Origin of the sequence: Acinetobacter sp. Marseille-Q1623 (assembly GCF_902809895.1) — a bacterium.
GTDB lineage: Bacteria > Pseudomonadota > Gammaproteobacteria > Pseudomonadales > Moraxellaceae > Acinetobacter > Acinetobacter piscicola_A.
In genome coordinates this window covers 1,606,559-1,624,359 of the sequence record NZ_CADDWG010000001.1, presented here as the reverse complement: position 1 = coordinate 1,624,359, position 17,801 = coordinate 1,606,559, and the positions used below count along the sequence as shown (strand labels likewise).

The window sequence follows — 17,801 nt, the reverse complement described above, 5'->3', positions numbered from 1 at the left end:
TTTCAATGAGGAGTCTTGCTGAGTGTTAAACCGAATTGTCATTACAATGTTGTGTGTAGCAAGTTTATCTGGATGTGCAAGCTTCATCTCTGGGGGTACGGGCAGTACGCCTGTAGGAACAGAAAGCGGAGTAAGATCACTGGGTCAGGTATTTATTGATTCTTCCATTGAACGTACTGCAAAAATTAATTTATATAAATTAGATTCGAGATTTAAACAATCCCGTATCAATATTAACAGTTTCCATAGCAATGTGTTGCTGACAGGGCAAGTGCCTGACGCGCATTTAAAGCAACTTGCTGAAGATAATGTCCGCGCGATGAGTGATGTAAAAGCTGTACATAACTATATTACAGTAGGTAATCAGATCAGTTATGGGACAATCATGCAAGACGCTTCAGTGACTGCAAATACGCGTGGTTTGATCATGAAAGCGCCTGTAGTTTCAGACAATAAGGTGCTCGTACATACTGAGGATGGTGTGTTGTATGTCATGGGGCGTTTAAATAATGCTGAAAGTAATGATTTAAATGACGTACTGCAAAAAGTTGGCAATATTACCCGAATTGTTACGCTTTTAGATAATGTAGAAATCGCAAATCGTCAGATGCAAAATTCATCTTTTACCGTTGCTCCAACGGGATCCAATGCTCAGCCTGATGTGCAAACCCCTGTAGCGATAGATCCTGATGCTGTAGAGCCGAGTAGCAATGTTCAGCCGTAATTTTCAAGACAAACAACAATTCGTGTTGAAAAAAATCCAAGCGTTTAAAGCATTTTATGCAGATTTTCGACTGTATGATCTTGCGAGTATCACGATTAATGGTTTGACACCTAAAAAAGGTTATCAACTGCATGCCAATATTGCCTATGGATTAAAAGCAAGACAACGCTTGGATTTGTATATTTCGGAGCAAAAACAAAATAAGCCTTTGATTATATTTGTACATGGCGGAGCTTGGAGCCATGGAGATAAAAGTGCTTATAAGTTTGTCGGTGAGGCTTTTAGTCGTTATGGCTATGATGTTGCTGTCTTAAATTATCATCTTGCACCACAGTTTAAGTTTCCAACTTATGTGGATGACTTGGCAATTGCACTCAATTTTTTAGAGCAGCAACAGATGCGATTGGGGATTTCGACACAAAATATTGCCTTAATGGGGCATTCTGCGGGGGCATTTAATATTGCTTCATTGTTGTATCATCCTCAACGGTTTCAATCTGCAATCAAGACACAGATTAAAGCGATTATTGGGATAGCAGGGCCTTATCATTTTGATTATAAAGGTGATCCTTTAGCAGGACATGCCTTTGATCAAGATACGCCGTATCAACATGTGATGCCGTATTATTTTGTTGAAAAAAATGAAGTGCAGCACTATTTGTTTTTGGCTGAAAATGATCAAATTGTGAAAGATACCAATAGTTTTGATTTGAAAAATAAGCTTGAAGCTTTGGGTAATCATTGCCAAATCTGTGTGATCCCCAAAACAGGACACGTTTCAATTATGGGCAGTATTTCCAGTTTATTCAGCCGTTTTTATCGGACGCGTTCCGAGATTATCAAGGCATTGGATCAGACTTTTAAAAGACTTTAAATGTATCGCTTGAATGAAGAAAAAGCAAAATGCCTGAATTACTCAGGCATTTTTTTATTGAAAATGACATGTTCTATCATGGCATGGGCGATACTGCCTGAAATGGGAATCTCAGGTAATGCATCAAATTTAAAGAATTTTGCATCACTAATTTCTTCTTCTTGTAGTACAAGCTCGCCTGATTCATATTCGGCTTTAAAGGCTAACATCAGATTGCTTGGGAAAGGCCAAGGTTGGCTCGCTAAATACTGAATATTCTTGACTTTAATACCCACTTCTTCAAGTGTTTCGCGTTCAACCGCTTCTTCAAGGGTTTCACCCACTTCGACAAAGCCTGCAATTAAACCATACATATTGCTAGTATTTTTAGCATTTTTTGCCAATAAAATTTCATCTTCTCCACGGGTAATCACGGTAATGATACAGGGCTGTACACGAGGGTATTGGTGATAACGGCATGCAGGACAGACCATGGCATATTCGGTTGGATGAACTTCGGTTTCATGACCACAATGGCTACAAAACTTATGATTACGACGCCATTCTAACAGTTGTAATGCCCGACTGGCTTGCTCAAACTGCACTTTTGTCCACTGTGAAATGAGCTGACGAATGGGAACCAGTTGATAGCCTGTAGGAATATTTTCTTCAATAAATAAGTCTCGGGCGATGATTTGATCACCTGAATGAAATACTAAATCACTTGCCAGCTGCTCAACTTTGGGAAGTTGGAAATGATCATCGACTAAAAGTTGGTGATGATGAAAAATATAGGCAAGTGATAAATTAGTATCTTGATTACACATTAGGCAGTCGCTTTTAAGTTTTGGCTACTGTTCAATGCTATATCAAACATCGACTGTAAAACAGGTTGTTTGTTTTGTAAATTATCAATCATCATATCGGCACTTGCTAGAATTTCTAACAAAGCTTGTACTTGTTGTGGGTTTAATATCGCTTGTTGAGACAGTTGTGCTTCTACAAAATCTGCGCTATCAAGTAAAGTTTTTTGACTTTCTTGTGAACCTAAGAACAGCATTGCACCACTGATTTCTTTCAACTGCATAGGAATATTGGCAATATGTTCATTGTTCTGTTCAGAGATATATTGCACTAAAGTTTGACTCGTTGCATCGATTTGAACTTTACTTTCCGCCAATAAAACTGTATGTGCATCATCTAAACGATCAAGTGAAATGTGTAGATTATTGACACGTAGTTGTAAGCGATTGGAGGTGTAATTACGCTCTAAGATCCCAATAGAATTCATCGCAGATAAAATGCTATTCATTAATTGTTGGGCATAGTTTTCATTACTTAACGAGGTATGATCAGATAACAAAGCCGCTTGTTGTGTGAGTTCATTTGCTGCTTCATTTAAGTTTAATACTTTGAAAATATTGACTAAAGCGAGTAATTTATTCTTAAGTTCGGCCGTTTTTTCATCTGACATATTTTCGTAGTTATATTCGATATCATTACGAATTTCACTCATTTCATCGGTAATGAGCTTACTTGCAGTATGAATCGTTTCAAAATCAGGACCATATAAATGGCGGCTGAATACTTGTAACTGGTTGTCTGTTAAAATGTCATCGCCTGCATTGATTTTTTCACGTAGGTATTGTGAGAGATCATTGTCTTGGCTAATACATAAGCTGATTACGTTGGCAATTTCAAGAGTGTTGACATTGAATTGTTGTGGATCTTGTAGAAATGCAGCGATATGTGTTTCGATTTGAATGAGTGTGCGTAAACGTGCATCACTTAAAATAAGATCTTTAATGTTTTGTAAGGCATTGGCAACCAATTTCCAATATTGTGCAGTGGCTGTTGCTTCTGACAAATAAGACAGATATGAACCAACGAGTTGTAAACCTTGAAAATCAAGTGGTGATTCTTGTTGTTTAAGCAAATTATTCAAGCAAATTTTATACAGCTTATGTACATAAGCAGACTTTTCAAGTTCAGGTGCAGCTTGAAGCTCTAAGTTTGGCACGACACAGTCTAAAAGTGGTGCAATACTTTCACCATCTTGTGTCAGTGGTTTACCCAACGCTAATTCTAAACGGTTTAAGGTGTCTAATAGAAACTGATGAACTTTGACTTCGCGTAAGCAAGTAAACTCAATAAAACGCTTCAGCATGGTGGTGCCTTCGCTGAGCGCAAGTACGTCTGAGGTTTTGATATTTTGTGGATCTTGCATGATTTTACGCATCAGTTCAGCAGCGTATTCAGTCAGTTGCGCAAGTTGTGGCATGTCAATTAAACGAATGACATGTGCACATTGCTCAAACTGATTCAGTGCATCATCAATACCAAAAGGCAATGTTTGATCTTCAACCAAACTGCTGACAGCAGACTCTACCAATTGAATCGAGTTATCCACTTCATTTTTTATTATTAATAAAGCCGTTGGATCGAAATAAATTGATGTTTGATAAGACATCAAAGCCCCCTGATAAAAAATACATGTTTTAGTTTTTTAGTCTTTATCTTAAAGACTAATTTTTAGATTTTAATATCGCTTAAATGCGCAGCTTTTACAATAGACTTATGCCATCATTGCCATAGTTTCTATGTCTTGCATAACGAATTGCATGTGATTTACCCAAAAGCAAAATATAAGAAAGATGCGATATGAACTTTATCAACGGGCAAAGAGGCAGGCTGTGCCATTTTTTTCTTGATATTCATCCATCCATGTTTGATGTGCTTCAAGTTCTGCTGCTGAAGCTAGAATGACAGGTGCGTCTAGATCGATTTTTTGACGTACTTGTGCATCATTGGAAAATTCGTCGTCATTCGACAAAGCGTCCATATCAAAAGAGACTTGTCCACCCGTCATCGCTAAATAGACGTCAGATAAAATTTCCGCATCCAGTAATGCACCGTGGAAAGTACGATCCCTTTGCGGAATTTCATAACGGCGAACCAAGGCATCTAAGGAGTTTTTTTGTCCTGGATGCTTACTTTTTGCCATGGCTAAAGTATCGGTGACAGTACACACCTCAGACAATGCGACGAAACCACTACGTTTAAACTCCATATCTAAGAAGTTCATATCGAAGCTTGCATTATGTGCAATGATTTCGCTGCCTTTTAGATAGTCAAATAAGACTTGGGCAATGTCATTGTATTTCGGTTTATCTTTTAAAAACTCATCGGTGATGCCGTGAATTGCTTCTGAGTCGCCCACAGGTTTTTCAGGGTTAATATAAATATGAATTGAGCTACCTGTTAGTTTACGATTGATCATTTCAATCGCACCGACCTCGATAATTCGGTCGCTATCTTGAAAATAAAAACCTGTGGTTTCTGTATCCAAGATCAATTGGCGCGGACCCTGTATATCGAGTTTTTTCGGAGTAATGACAATCTGTGGATGTGATGAAGTACTTGCGCTGATTGTTTCATGCACTTGATTTTGCTGTGCTATAGCATTAGAGCTTGTTATTTGAGATGAATCGCTGTCATCGGTTGTATGGTCCACTTCATGCGTGACCGATGTCGTCTCTGAGGCATCGGTTATTTCAGCATTTTCAAATTCATCAGGCATATCTTGATCAGTTAAATCAAAACCAAAAGGGTCGTCTAAAAGCCAATCTGTTTCAACTTTTTTTTTATCTTCAGTCATGGGAGTATTTGCCTGTGTCGCTGTTTTTTGAACCGTGGTGATTTGTGGTGTGGTTATGCCTTTGGCAATATTTGCTGCACCTAAGTTGGCAAGTTGATCTGCCATTTCATTGCCCGCGTGTCCCGCATGTCCTTTAATCCAATTCCACTCAATATCACGATCTTTGCAGGTCGCATCAAGTTCTTTCCAAAGGTCTGGATTTTTCACATCTTTCCAGTTTTTCTTTTTCCAACCTTCAATCCACTCCGTGATGCCGCGTTTGACGTAGTTGGAATCTGTCCAAAGAACCAATTTTGCTTCTTTTGGACAAAAGGCAATCCCTTGAATGGCTGCTGATAGTTCCATACGGTTATTGGTTGTTTCAAGTTCACCCCCACAGAGTTTATGTTCTTCTGTTGCTGTAATGACATATGCGCCCCAACCCCCAAGTCCGGGATTGCCTTTACATGCACCATCTACATAAAGCGTGATTGTTTGAGACATAGTGATAACCAATGAAATTGAATTTAGTGTTGAACATAACGAGCGAAGAATTTATTGTATACGCAAATCGCGCCTTTCAACGGGCAGAACGGCGATTTTTTTAATTTTTTGTAACATTTGTAAGCAGTTTGCTTGCAATAAGTGCCTTGTATGAGTCAGATGCTCTACTAAAATGGCATGGATAAAATAATTTACTATATTTTGATGTTCGGAACCCTGTATGCCTAAACCAACCACAATTGCGTGGCAGCCCAATTCTTCTGCTTTATTTAAATTATCATTCATGACATCAGCACTGGCTGCCATTGGGTTAATGACAGGGTGTTCTTCTTCGCAAACTGTGACCAAGACACAAACCAGTAAGCAAACAGGAATGTTAGATGCAAGCAGTTTAGATTCTTTAGAAGATTTATTGTCTGCAACAGATATGCGTGCAGTGGAAGGTGATCGTTTGTTGATTTTAAAACATGGCGATGTATGGAAACGTATGTCCGTTGGCTTTAAAATGAATGAAGATCGTTGGGACCCTCGTATTGATGCTCAGCGTAGTTGGTTTGCAGCACGTCAACCGTATATTGACCGTTTGAGTGCGCGTGCATCTCGTTATTTGTACCATACTGTAAAAGAAGCTGAGCGCCGTGGTTTACCTACAGAATTAGCGTTATTACCGATTATTGAAAGTTCTTATGATCCTGCCGCAACCAGTAGTGCAGCGGCAGCGGGAATGTGGCAGTTTATTCCAAGTACAGGGAAAATTTACGGTTTAAGACAGACAAGTGCCTATGATGGTCGTCGTGATGTCGTTGAGTCGACGCGTGCAGCTTATGAATTTTTAGGTAGCTTATATAATCAATTTGGTTCTTGGGAATTGGCACTTGCTGCATATAATGCAGGTCCAGGTCGTATTCAACAAGCAATTAATCGTAATGAAGCAGCGGGTCTACCGACAGATTATTGGTCATTACGTTTGCCGCAAGAAACTATGAACTATGTCCCACGCTTCTTGGCCGTGGCACAAATTGTTAAAAATCCACAAAAATATGGGGTAACTTTACCTCCGATTGCCAACCGTCCGCATTTTAGGGAAGTTTCTGTGCCTGCGGGTGTACAGTTAAATCAAATTGCTGCAACCACAGGTTTAAGTCGTGCAGAATTGTATGCGTTAAATCCAGGGCATCGAGGTGAAATTATAGATCCTTCAAGTCCAATGAAGATTTTAATTCCTGCGGATTTAAACCCGACTATCGATGCGAAATTAAAAAAACTACAGTCTAGTACAGGCGGTTATTGGGCAAATACGGCACCTGCTTATGTTCCTGCACCTAGCTATGTCCCTGCAAATACAGGTACACCGATTACGCCTGCAACCACGAATCCACCCGCGTTAATTGCAAGTACAGCACCTGTTCAGTCTGCGAAAGCTGTAACGAGTACAGTGCCAACGACAACACCATCACCTACGACGTTGAAAACAACGCCGCAAGGATCATCGGCCTTGGCTGCATTTGCGGCAGATGCCACTGTACCAAGTGCACCACGTATTCCTGTTGCAATCACTCAAGCAAGCAATGTAAAACCTGTGACTGTTGAACCACCGTTATCGGCACAGGAACGTGAACAGATTGTAGCTGCAGTGAAAGCAGATGATGCAAAGTTAACGGTAAAGCAAGTGGTTGAACCACAAGCAACGCAAGCTGAAAAAGATGAAGTCGTTAAAGAAATCAAAGCCATTGCACCACAAGGGACAGAAATTGTTGACCCTTATGATGGTAAAATTAAGTTAACTGCTATTCAAACAAGTCAATCCGTTGCAGAGCAACAGGGTCGGGAAAATACAGTTGGTTTTGCTTATCCAAAAGGTTTGGCTGAACCTACAGCGATCAGTGCGGATGAAGCAAAACTCAATCAAGACAAAAAGTTTGAAAAAACGGAAAGTGAAGTGGTTGTGGTGCCACCAAAAGGTAAGCGCAGTACCTATACGGTATTGGCGGGCGATACTTTGGCATTGATTGCCATGAAAAATGGGGTGAATTGGCGTGACATTGCCAAATGGAACCAAGTCGATCCAAATGGAACTTTATTTGTTGGTGCAACTTTATATTTATATGACGCTAAACCACAAGATGTTGAAAGCTCAAGTAAAAAAGTGGATAGCATGCCTGCAACATATACAGTTAAACCGAATGACAGTTTAATTGGTGTTGCCAATCAATTTAATTTGTCTGTATCACAATTAGCAAGTTATAACAATTTGACTACCACCAGTAATTTATTTGTGGGTCAAAAGCTGCATCTCAAAGACAATGGTAGCGATAAACTCTCTGCACTCAATAAAACTTTAGTTCGTTCTGATACAAGCAAGCCTGAAGCTAAAATTAAGACAAAGCCTTATGTGGTGAAACGTGGTGAATATCTCAAAGTGATCGCGGATCGTTATGCCTTGTCAGTACAAGAATTGGCAGATTTAACACCAGGCTTGGAAGTGGGGAATTTATATGCAGGGCAAAAAATTAATGTTCCTGTACAAGAGGTTGAACAACGTGTTGACAAAATTGAGTCTAAAATTGTTGATCAGACTAAATTTAAAAATGTGCAAGCGCAAACCCGTTATAAAACTGAAAATTATCGTGTAAAAAGTGGGGATACTTTATCGAGTATCGCTGTACAGTCAAAAATCAGTTTGTCTGAGCTTGCTGAGCTAAATAATTTATCGACTTCCAAAGGTTTATTGGTTGGCCAAACCATTAAAGTGCCTGAAGGAAGTACAGTGCCAGACAGTTATACTGTGCAATCAGGAGATAGCCTGACGAGTGTTGCCAGTAAATATAATATGTCTGTGGGTCAAGTTGCTGATTTAAATGGCATGAGTACCAATGCAGGCTTGTTTGTTGGACAAAAACTAAAATTGTCAGGTGAACCTGTACAAAGCAGAACCAAGTCTGTTGAATCTGAAGACGTGGTCAATAATAGCCGTAGCGCTGAAAAAGATGTTCATATTGTAAAAGCTGGGGAAACACTAGCTTCGGTTGCGCAGAAGTATCATTTACAACTCGCGTTTTTAACAGAGCTGAATGGTTTGGCTAAAAATGCCAAGTTACGTGCAGGACAGCGTTTAAAAATTGATGGGGAATTACCCAGTAAAGGCGCAGTATCTAAAGAAACAGAGAATCTAGCAACGAGCAAAACCACACGTTCAACGCAAAATACAGAAACTTATACGGTGAAATCAGGAGAGTCTTTAAATCTGATTGCAAACCGCTTAGGGATTTCAGCGAATGAGTTGGCTAAGTTAAATAATCTCAATGGTCGTACAGGCTTACAACGTGGTCAAAGCATTCGTATTCCAAAGTTAGTCACAGAGTATAAAGTGAAAAGTGGTGATTCTTTGATTCGTTTGGCAAGCAAATATGGGATTGCGAGTAACGAGCTTGCAGAGCTAAATGATATGAAACCTTCTACACAACTGCGTATTGGGGATGTTATTAAAGTGCCAAACTTGTAAAATTGGGAAAGAACAGTCAGTAAAAGGATAGACTCAATATGCAATTGAGCTTTGCGTATGCAAAACAGTTTGGGATGACATATGCTTTATTGCTAATGGGAAGTCAAGTTTGGGCCGCGGTTCAGACTACGCCGTATATTGCAATTCATACCACCGCTAAGTATGCAAATGCGCAAGCAATGCCTTATGCCAATCCAACTGCACCTAAAGGCGGTTGGATCAGTCAAGCAAGCAATGGTACTTTTGATAATTTGAACGGCTTTAATGGCAAAGGAACGAGTGCTGAAGGGACAAATTTTTTATTTGATACCTTGATGAGTTCATCGCTCGATGAACCGAGTGTGATGTACCCTTTATTGGCTGAAAAAGTCACTTTTGATCCTGAAAAAACCAAATTTGTGATTTTTCATTTAAATCCCAAAGCGAAGTTTAGCAATGGCACGCCTGTCACTGCTGAAGATGTGAAGTTTACTTTTGACAGTATTCAAGCAAAAGCAAATCCTGGTTTTCAGATGTATTTGTCAGATTTAGCCAAAACTGAGGTTTTGTCAAAGTATCAAGTTAAAGTTACGTTTAAATCCGACAATAATTCTGAAATGCCATTGATCTTGTCTAGCATTGCGATTTATTCCAAAGCGGATTGGAAAAATCGTGATTTTGCCAAAATTACCATGCAACCTATCTTAGGTTCAGGTCCTTATCTGATTGATCGTATCGATGCAGGACGCAGTATTTCTTACAAGCGTAATCCATATTATTGGGGCAAAGATTTAGCGGTCAACAAAGGTCGCTATAATTTTGATTTGGTTAAATTTGTCTATTATCGTAGTTTAGATATTGCTTTTGAAGGGTTTAAATCAGGGCAATATACATTTCACGAAGAGAAAATTTCTCGAAAATGGACAACAGAATATAATTTCCCTGCCTTAACTGCGGGAATGGTGACGAAATATATTGTCAAAACTGAAAATCCTGCGCCGACACAAAGCTTTTTATTTAATACCCGTAAAGCCCCATTTAATGATATCTATTTTCGGCAGGCGCTTAGTTATGTTTATGATTTTGAATGGCTCAATAAGGCTTTATTTTATGGGCAATATATTCGTTTAAACAGTTATTTCCAAAATAGTGAATTGGCAGCTACAGGCAAACCGAGTCAGCAAGAGTTACAAATTTTGCAGCCGTACTTAGCGCGTTTACACCCTTTACAACGTCAAGGGGTTTTAGCAGATTGGAAGTATCCTGTTTCAGATGCCAGTGGCTTTAACCGCAATAATCTATTAACAGCACGGGCATTGTTGCTAAAAGCAGGTTATCGTTATCAAAATGCGATGTTGGTCGATGCAAAAGGGCAACCGATTCGGATTGAATTTATGATTCATCAAGAGGGTTTGCAGCGAACATTGATGCCATTTGTACGTAATCTTAAAAAACTTGGTATTCAAGTCTCAGTACGTCAAGTTGATGTGCCGCAGTATATTGAACGGATGCGCCGTTCTGATTTTCAGATGACCACCAATGTCATGCCACAATCTTTAACGCCAGGCAATGAACAAGCACAAATGTGGAGCAGTAAAGCGGCAGATGAGGTGGGCAATTATAATTATGCAGGTATTAAAAATCCTGTGATTGATGAAGCGGTACAACAAGTGATTCGCGCGCCAAATCGTGAGCAATTGATTCTACGCACCAAAATTTTAGATCGTTTATTGCGTTCAGGTTATTATCATATTTTGACCTATGGCAATGATAAAAATTGGTACGCCTACTGGAATATGTATAAGCAACCGAAAGTGAAACCCAAATTATCTTTAGGTTTAGACTATTGGTGGTCTGATCCACAACACGCACAAAAAGTCAGTCAATATTTGCGTAAACAATAATTTAGACTGTATTTGAGCAAAAATAAAAGCCATGCGCTTACAAGGAATGTCTAATCAATGGGCACATACATTCTCAAACGACTTCTACTGATTATTCCAACATTGTTTTTTATTTTATTGATTAACTTTGTGGTGATTCAACTCGCACCTGGCGGTCCTGTAGAGCAAGCGATTCAACAGGCTGAAAGCTTTCAAGGTATGGGGCACGCACCTGCGGGAGCAGAAGTGGCATCCGCTTCAAATCATTCGAGTCAGTACCAAGGTGCTCGTGGTTTGAGTGAGGATATGGTGGAGAAAATCAAAGCTCAGTATGGGTTTGATCGACCTGCACCTGAACGTTTTTGGATGATGCTCAAAGGCTATCTGCATTTTGATTTTGGCACGAGCTTTTTCAAAGACAAACCTGTCACACAGTTGTTATGGGAAAAAATGCCAGTGACTGTGTCTTTAGGTTTGTGGAGTACTTTGCTGATTTATTTGGTTTCCATTCCACTTGGGATTAAAAAAGCCAAACAGCACGGTATGCTTTTTGATAAATCAACTTCATTAATCTTAGCCGTGGGCTATGCTGTTCCATCTTTTGTATTTGCAGTTTTGCTCATTGTATTCTTTGCGGGTGGTTCTTATTTTCAATGGTTTCCATTGCAAGGCTTGGTTTCGGATGATTTTCATAGTTTAAGTGTATTGGGAAAAATTAAAGATTATTTTTGGCACATGACTTTGCCTTTGATTGCCATCGTGTTGGGTGGTTTTGCAGGTTTAACCTATTTGACGAAGTATTCGTTTATGGAAGAACTGAATAAACAATATGTAATTGCCGCACGTGCCAAAGGTTTAAATGAAAATCGTGTGCTCTATGGACACGTTTTTCGTAATGCTATGCTTATTGTCATTGCAGGTTTACCTGAAGCTTTGGTCGGTATTTTCTTTGTTGGAAATCTATTTATTGAAATTATTTTCAATTTGGATGGACTGGGTTTACTTGGTTTTGAGGCGATTACCCAACGTGATTATCCTGTGATTTTTGGCACATTATTTCTATTTACTTTATTGGGTTTGGTATTACGTTTGATTAGTGATGTCTTATATCAAATCATTGACCCACGAATTAATTTTGAATCGAGAGGTGCGAAATAATGTCACCGATCATGCAAACCCGATTGAAAAGATTTAAAAAAAATCGTCTTGGTTTTGGCTGTTTTATTTTATTTATTCTTATTTTTATTTTGTCTTTGGGCGCAGAGTTTATCGCCAATGATAAGCCACTTTTAGTCAAATATGATGCGCAATATTACACGCCCGTATTCAAAAAATATCCTGAAACCACATTTGGTGGGGTATTTGAAACGGAGGCAGATTATCGTGATCCTGCAGTACAGCAGATGATTGATGCCAAAGGTTGGGCGATCTGGCCAATTTTACGTTATTCCTACCAAACGCCCAATCTAGATTTGGCTGTGCCATTACCTTCACCTCCGACTGCACAAAACTGGTTGGGCACAGACGACCAAGGACGTGATGTTGTGGCACGAATTTTATATGGGCTACGTGTATCTTTATTGTTTGGTTTGGCACTGACTTTGTTTGCTTCAGTGATTGGAATTATCGTGGGGGCGATTCAGGGCTATTATGGTGGGTGGATTGACTTAATTGGTCAGCGTGTATTAGAAGTGTGGGGTGGTTTGCCTACACTATTTATGATCATGATTTTGGTGAGTTTATTTACCCCTAGCGTGTATTGGTTATTTTTGATCATGTTGGTGTTCGGTTGGCCGGCCTTAGTGGGGTTGGTCCGTGCAGAGTTTTTACGTGCTCGAAATTTAGACTATGTTCGTGCCGCACGGTCTTTGGGTGTGCGTGATCGTACCATTATGTTTCGGCATATTTTACCCAATGCGATGAGTTCAAGTTTGTCTCAATTACCTTTTATGTTGACTGCAAATATTACTGCTTTAACTGCATTGGATTTTCTCGGTTATGGTTTACCGCCTGATGCAGCATCTTTAGGTGAATTGTTGCTACAAGGAAAAAATAATTTAACAGCACCATGGTTGGCATTGTCAGGTTTCTTTACTTTGGCTTTGGTACTTTCTTTATTGATTTATATTGGGGAGGCGACACGGGATGCATTCGATCCAAGACGTCAATAAAGACGTAAAGTTAGTGTTATCGGTACGTCATTTACATATTCAAAATCAGCAACAAGATTTGGTGAAAGATCTGAATTTTGACCTACATGCAGGTGAGACCATTGCCATTGTGGGGGAAAGTGGTTCGGGTAAATCTGTTAGTAGTTTGGCAATCTTGGGTTTACTGCCTGAATATTTAAAAATTACAGGTGAAGCCAATCTTGAAGGGCAAAATTTACTCAGCATGGATCAAGCGCAACTTCGCCAAGTTCGTGGAAAAAAAATTGCCATGATTTTCCAAGAGCCGATGACGGCACTGAATCCTTTGCATCGCGTGGAAAAAATTATTGGTGAGCCTTTATTGCTGAATGGGATGTCGAAGGCAAAAGTACGTCGCCGTGTGATTGATTTACTGACAGATGTGGGGATGCCAGATCCTGAGGAAAAACTCAGTCGTTATCCACATGAGTTGTCAGGTGGGCAACGTCAACGGGTGATGATTGCGGCGGCATTGGCATTAGAACCCGATATTATTATTGCCGATGAGCCCACCACCGCTTTGGATGTGACTTTACAAGCACAAGTCTTAAATCTCTTGCAATTGTTGATTTTAAATCATGATATGTCGATGATTTTGATTAGCCATGATCTAAATTTGGTCAAGCGTTATGCCAATCAAGTTATTGTGATGAATAAAGGCAGAGTTGAAGAAAAAGGTGCTGTTCAAGATATTTTTAACCGTCCTAAAGCAGATTATACCAAGCATTTATTAGACCATGATTTTGGCGCAGCCAATCCTGCACCACCGAATGATCCTGCAAATTTGGTCTTGTCCTTACATCATGTTGGTGTCAAATTCCCTATCAAACAAGGCTTACTGAATCGGGTAAAAGACTATTTTGTGGCAGTTGAACCTTTAGAGTTACGCTTACATGCGTCTGAGGCGATTGGGATCGTGGGGGAGAGTGGTTCAGGTAAAACGTCTTTGGCATTGGCTGTGGCGCGTTTGATTGAAAGTGATGGTTTGATTGTCTTATTTAATCAAGATTTAAATAAGCTCAAAGAGTCAAAATTACGCCCATTACGCGCTGAATTTCAAATGGTTTTTCAAGATCCATTCAGTAGTTTAAATCCACGGATGACCGTTGAGCAGATCATTGGTGAAGGTTTGGCATTAAAGAAATTGAAAGCGTATGAAATTACCGAGCGCATTGATGAAGCGTTGTTAAAAGTTGAATTACCTGTCGCGTTTAAGCAGCGTTATCCACATGAATTGTCGGGTGGGCAACGGCAACGTGTCGCATTGGCACGTGCTTTGGTTTTACGTCCCAAACTGATTATTTTTGATGAACCCACCTCGGCTTTAGACCGTACTACACAGCGAGCTATTGTTAAATTGTTACGTCAGTTACAAGCTGAGTTTCAAATCAGCTATTTATTTATTAGCCATGATTTACAGGTGGTGAAAGCGTTGTGTCAAAAAGTTTTGGTATTGCGTCATGCACAAGTGATTGAGTTTCAAGACACTGAATCTTTATTTGCCAACCCTAAAACTGACTATACCAAGCAATTGATTTCAGCCAGTCTGTATTAAATAGCGCAGTAGTTAAAGTGGATTTAAGCGGGTTATGCAAATTTGACATGAGATATTGTCAGATTTTGCTTGACCATTTTTTTAAATAATTTAGAGTAAATATTCTAAAAATAATGTCGAGAAGTACCATGAGCCATATTGCACAAGCATTTACCATCCGAAATACCACCTTTAAAAATCGCATTATTAAAGGTGCAATGAGCGAAGCATTGGCAAACCATGCAGGTCAGCCGAATAAATTACATTTAGGTTTATATGATGCATGGGGCAAAGGTGGTCTAGGCTGTGCGATCACAGGTAATGTTATGGTGGATTTTCGTGCCAAAAACGAACCCGGTGTTGTGGTCGTGGAAACAGAGCGTGATCTAGAAAAACTTACAGCCTGGGCAAATGTGGGTAAAAAGCATGGCATGGTGCAACTGATCCAGTTGTCACATCCGGGACGTCAATGCCCACGTGGTTTAAATAAAGAAACCGTTGCACCTTCTGCAGTGGCATTTAGCCCAACGTTAGCAACGACATTTGGTACGCCACGTGCTTTAGAAGAAAAAGAAATTTTGGATATTATCCAACGTTTTGCTGAATCTGCACGCATCTGTGAAAAGGCAGGTTTTGAAGGTGTGCAGCTACATGGCGCACATGGTTATTTGATTAGTCAGTTTTTATCGCCACTGACCAATAAGCGTCAGGATCAATGGGGTGGTTCTATTGAAAACCGTTCACGCTTTTTATTGGAAATTTATAAGGCAGTTCGTGCTAAAACCTCAGAAAATTTCATTGTTTCCGTTAAATTAAATTCGGCAGATTTCCAACGTGGCGGCATCACTGAAGAAGAAGTGATTCATGTCTTTAAAGCCATTGATGCGGCAGGTATTGACTTAATTGAAATCTCAGGTGGAACCTACGAGGCACCTGCGATGGCGGGCGCCAAGGCGGATAAACGGAAGGCGAGTACCATTGCCCGTGAAGCATATTTCCTCGATTTTGCAGAAAAAATTCGTAAAGAAGTCAAATGCCAACTGATGGTGACGGGTGGTTTCCGTACTGCACAAGGTATGAATGCAGCCTTGGACAGTGGTGCATGTGAATTTATCGGGATTGCTCGTCCTTTGGCGGTAGAACCTGATGTCAGCAATAGTTTGATTGCCGGGCGTGATGTACGCTATGCCGTGGAGCAAATTAAAACGGGTATTCCATTTATTGATAAAATGGCCATTATGGAAATTCTTTGGTATGCAGCGCAGTTTAAGGCGATTGGTGAAGGCAAACAGCCAAATCCTAAATTATCGCCATTAAAAGTCTTCTTGAACTACGCCAAAAATAATGTCAAAGCTGTGATTCAAGGGCGAGTGAATTCACGTAAATCAGCTTAATGGGCTTTATTCCAATATAACTGAAAATGATCGGCAGACCATTGTCCTTTCGCTTTTGCACGTTGAAAGGCGGGTCTGCTTTCTATTTCTTCCAGATAGGCATTGATATGCACGTAGTTTTGAAATGTCTGATCCAACTGTGCACAGGCAAATAAGGGAAACCACACTAAAATATCAGCAGCCGAAAAGTATTCTCCTGCGATCCATGGATTAAGTTGAAGTTGTAGCTCAATCTGCTGCATGTGTTGTTGTAGCGCATTATTTAAATAGCCCTGATCAAAACCATATTTAAATACTTTTGCAACAAAGCGTATTGGAAATGGCGTATGTTGCACGATTTGTGCAAAAATTTGTTTGAGTGCCACATTTGGCATAAAAGAAGCATCGGCACAATTTTTCCAATAATAAAAATCCGCAAGTTGCTTATTTTCTGTCATATGATGCGTGGTGAGCTGCGCATACTGTTGGCAAAGAAAATCTACAATGGCTGTGGTCTCTGCCAATACCAAGGCGGATTGCGCAGGCGGAGCATACACCAAAGTTGGAAATTTTTTAAAGGGATGAGGGTGTTTAGGATAGTCTTGTTCTTGTAAATGTTCTGTAAAGGTCACCAGTTCATAGTCAAGATTTAATTCTTCACATAACCAAACGATGCGTTGCGAGCGCGAGTTTTGTAGATGATATAAAGTGATGTGCATTTGATTGCTACTTTGTAAAATAATGCTTGATGTCAAATTGTGAAACGCAAGGTGATTTTAAAAATAATATGAGTAAATTGAAGTGATGTCTCGATTAATTAATACACTATTTTATCTGATTTTAATGTTCGGTTGCAGTGCAGTATACGCCCTACCATTACAAACGGGTGATTTGATTTTTCAGACTTCTAAGTCAGCACAGAGTCAGGTGATTCAATTGGCAACGCATTCACCTTATAGTCATATGGGAATGTTGGTGAATAAAAATGGTCGATTATGGGTGTTGGAAGCAATCCAACCTGTTCAATATACGCCATTTGAGGCGTGGATACGGCGTGGTGTAGATCAAAAATATGTCGTAAAGCGTTTGATTCAAGGTTTAAACTCAAAACAACAAAATGCTTTAATCAAAAATGCAGAACAGTATTTAAATAAACCTTATGATATTTATTTTGAATGGGATGATCGTGCGATTTACTGTTCTGAAATTGTGTGGAAAGCCTATAAAAATGCCTTAGCAATAGAATTAACGCCTTTACAACAATTAAAGAACTTTGATTTAACTAACAGTAAAGTTAAAGCTTTAATGAAGCAACGCTATGGTGAGCATATTCCATTGCAAGAAAAAGTCATTAGCCCCAAAGCACTGTTTGATTCTCGATATTTAAAAACAGTTTATAGTCAATAGGCATAAAAAAACCTGAGTCATGATGCTCAGGTTTTTTATAAGAATGTAAGACATTCTAGAATTTGGCGACCCTACGGGGATTCGAACCCCGGTTACCGCCGTGAAAGGGCGATGTCCTAGGCCTCTAGACGATAGGGTCGTTGTGAGGTGTCGCTATAATAGGGATAACCCTGGTGCTTGTCAAAGGGTGTAATGGAAAAATATATTTAAATGATT

The 17,801-nt window shown here is 39.6% G+C and carries 14 protein-coding genes and 1 tRNA gene; 9 read left to right on the top strand and 6 right to left on the bottom strand.

Features of this window, described 5'->3' with window-relative positions:
* Positions 1 to 22: 22 nt before the first annotated feature.
* Positions 23 to 724, top strand: a complete 702-nt coding sequence (locus tag HUV91_RS07700) for a BON domain-containing protein (protein ID WP_130072881.1) — start codon at positions 23 to 25, stop codon at positions 722 to 724.
* Positions 711 to 1,598: an alpha/beta hydrolase gene (locus HUV91_RS07695; RefSeq protein ID WP_130072880.1), complete on the top strand. Its 888-nt coding sequence runs from the start codon at positions 711 to 713 to the stop codon at positions 1,596 to 1,598. Before HUV91_RS07700 ends, HUV91_RS07695 begins: the two co-directional genes overlap by 14 nt.
* A gap of 38 nt (positions 1,599 to 1,636) precedes the next feature.
* Here the strand turns inward: HUV91_RS07695 and nudC are convergent, their stop codons facing one another.
* From nudC to HUV91_RS07675, 4 genes are all read right to left on the bottom strand, one after another.
* Positions 1,637 to 2,404: an NAD(+) diphosphatase gene (gene nudC, locus HUV91_RS07690; RefSeq protein WP_174493039.1), complete on the bottom strand. Its 768-nt coding sequence runs from the start codon at positions 2,402 to 2,404 to the stop codon at positions 1,637 to 1,639.
* Entirely contained in the window at positions 2,404 to 4,047 is a 1,644-nt protein-coding gene (locus HUV91_RS07685; protein ID WP_174493038.1) for a chemotaxis protein, read from the bottom strand. The genes nudC and HUV91_RS07685 overlap by 1 nt, the downstream gene beginning before the upstream one ends.
* 201 nt (positions 4,048 to 4,248) lie before the next feature.
* Complete coding sequence (dnaQ, locus tag HUV91_RS07680) at positions 4,249 to 5,718, bottom strand: DNA polymerase III subunit epsilon (protein WP_174493037.1); 1,470 nt, start codon at positions 5,716 to 5,718, stop codon at positions 4,249 to 4,251.
* Between the two features lie 51 nt (positions 5,719 to 5,769).
* Entirely contained in the window at positions 5,770 to 6,003 is a 234-nt protein-coding gene (locus HUV91_RS07675) for a hypothetical protein (RefSeq protein ID WP_174492122.1), read from the bottom strand.
* Here HUV91_RS07675 and HUV91_RS07670 point away from each other — a divergent pair.
* From HUV91_RS07670 to HUV91_RS07645, 6 genes are all read left to right on the top strand, one after another.
* Positions 5,939 to 9,220, top strand: a complete 3,282-nt coding sequence (locus tag HUV91_RS07670) for a lytic transglycosylase (RefSeq protein WP_174493036.1) — start codon at positions 5,939 to 5,941, stop codon at positions 9,218 to 9,220. The two genes, HUV91_RS07675 and HUV91_RS07670, sit on opposite strands and share 65 nt — an antisense overlap.
* Positions 9,221 to 9,258: 38 nt before the next feature.
* The gene (locus HUV91_RS07665) at positions 9,259 to 11,103 is read left to right on the top strand and encodes an extracellular solute-binding protein (RefSeq protein WP_174493035.1); all 1,845 of its coding nucleotides are present in this window, start codon (positions 9,259 to 9,261) and stop codon (positions 11,101 to 11,103) included.
* Between the two features lie 57 nt (positions 11,104 to 11,160).
* Positions 11,161 to 12,240 (top strand): microcin C ABC transporter permease YejB, encoded by a 1,080-nt coding sequence (locus tag HUV91_RS07660; RefSeq protein WP_130072874.1) that lies wholly within the window; start codon positions 11,161 to 11,163, stop codon positions 12,238 to 12,240.
* Positions 12,240 to 13,253 (top strand): ABC transporter permease, encoded by a 1,014-nt coding sequence (locus tag HUV91_RS07655; protein ID WP_130072873.1) that lies wholly within the window; start codon positions 12,240 to 12,242, stop codon positions 13,251 to 13,253. The genes HUV91_RS07660 and HUV91_RS07655 overlap by 1 nt, the downstream gene beginning before the upstream one ends.
* Complete coding sequence (locus tag HUV91_RS07650; protein WP_174493034.1) at positions 13,228 to 14,826, top strand: ABC transporter ATP-binding protein; 1,599 nt, start codon at positions 13,228 to 13,230, stop codon at positions 14,824 to 14,826. The genes HUV91_RS07655 and HUV91_RS07650 overlap by 26 nt, the downstream gene beginning before the upstream one ends.
* Positions 14,827 to 14,954: 128 nt before the next feature.
* Entirely contained in the window at positions 14,955 to 16,199 is a 1,245-nt protein-coding gene (locus HUV91_RS07645; RefSeq protein WP_174493033.1) for an NADH:flavin oxidoreductase/NADH oxidase family protein, read from the top strand.
* Here HUV91_RS07645 and HUV91_RS07640 read toward each other — a convergent pair.
* The gene (locus HUV91_RS07640) at positions 16,196 to 16,897 is read right to left on the bottom strand and encodes a glutathione S-transferase (RefSeq protein ID WP_174493032.1); all 702 of its coding nucleotides are present in this window, start codon (positions 16,895 to 16,897) and stop codon (positions 16,196 to 16,198) included. The two genes, HUV91_RS07645 and HUV91_RS07640, sit on opposite strands and share 4 nt — an antisense overlap.
* A gap of 85 nt (positions 16,898 to 16,982) precedes the next feature.
* Between HUV91_RS07640 and HUV91_RS07635 the strand changes: the two genes are divergently transcribed.
* Positions 16,983 to 17,585, top strand: a complete 603-nt coding sequence (locus HUV91_RS07635) for a YiiX family permuted papain-like enzyme (protein WP_174493031.1) — start codon at positions 16,983 to 16,985, stop codon at positions 17,583 to 17,585.
* Between the two features lie 63 nt (positions 17,586 to 17,648).
* Here the strand turns inward: HUV91_RS07635 and HUV91_RS07630 are convergent.
* Positions 17,649 to 17,724 (bottom strand) — tRNA-Glu (locus tag HUV91_RS07630).
* Between the last annotated feature and the right edge of the window lie 77 nt (positions 17,725 to 17,801).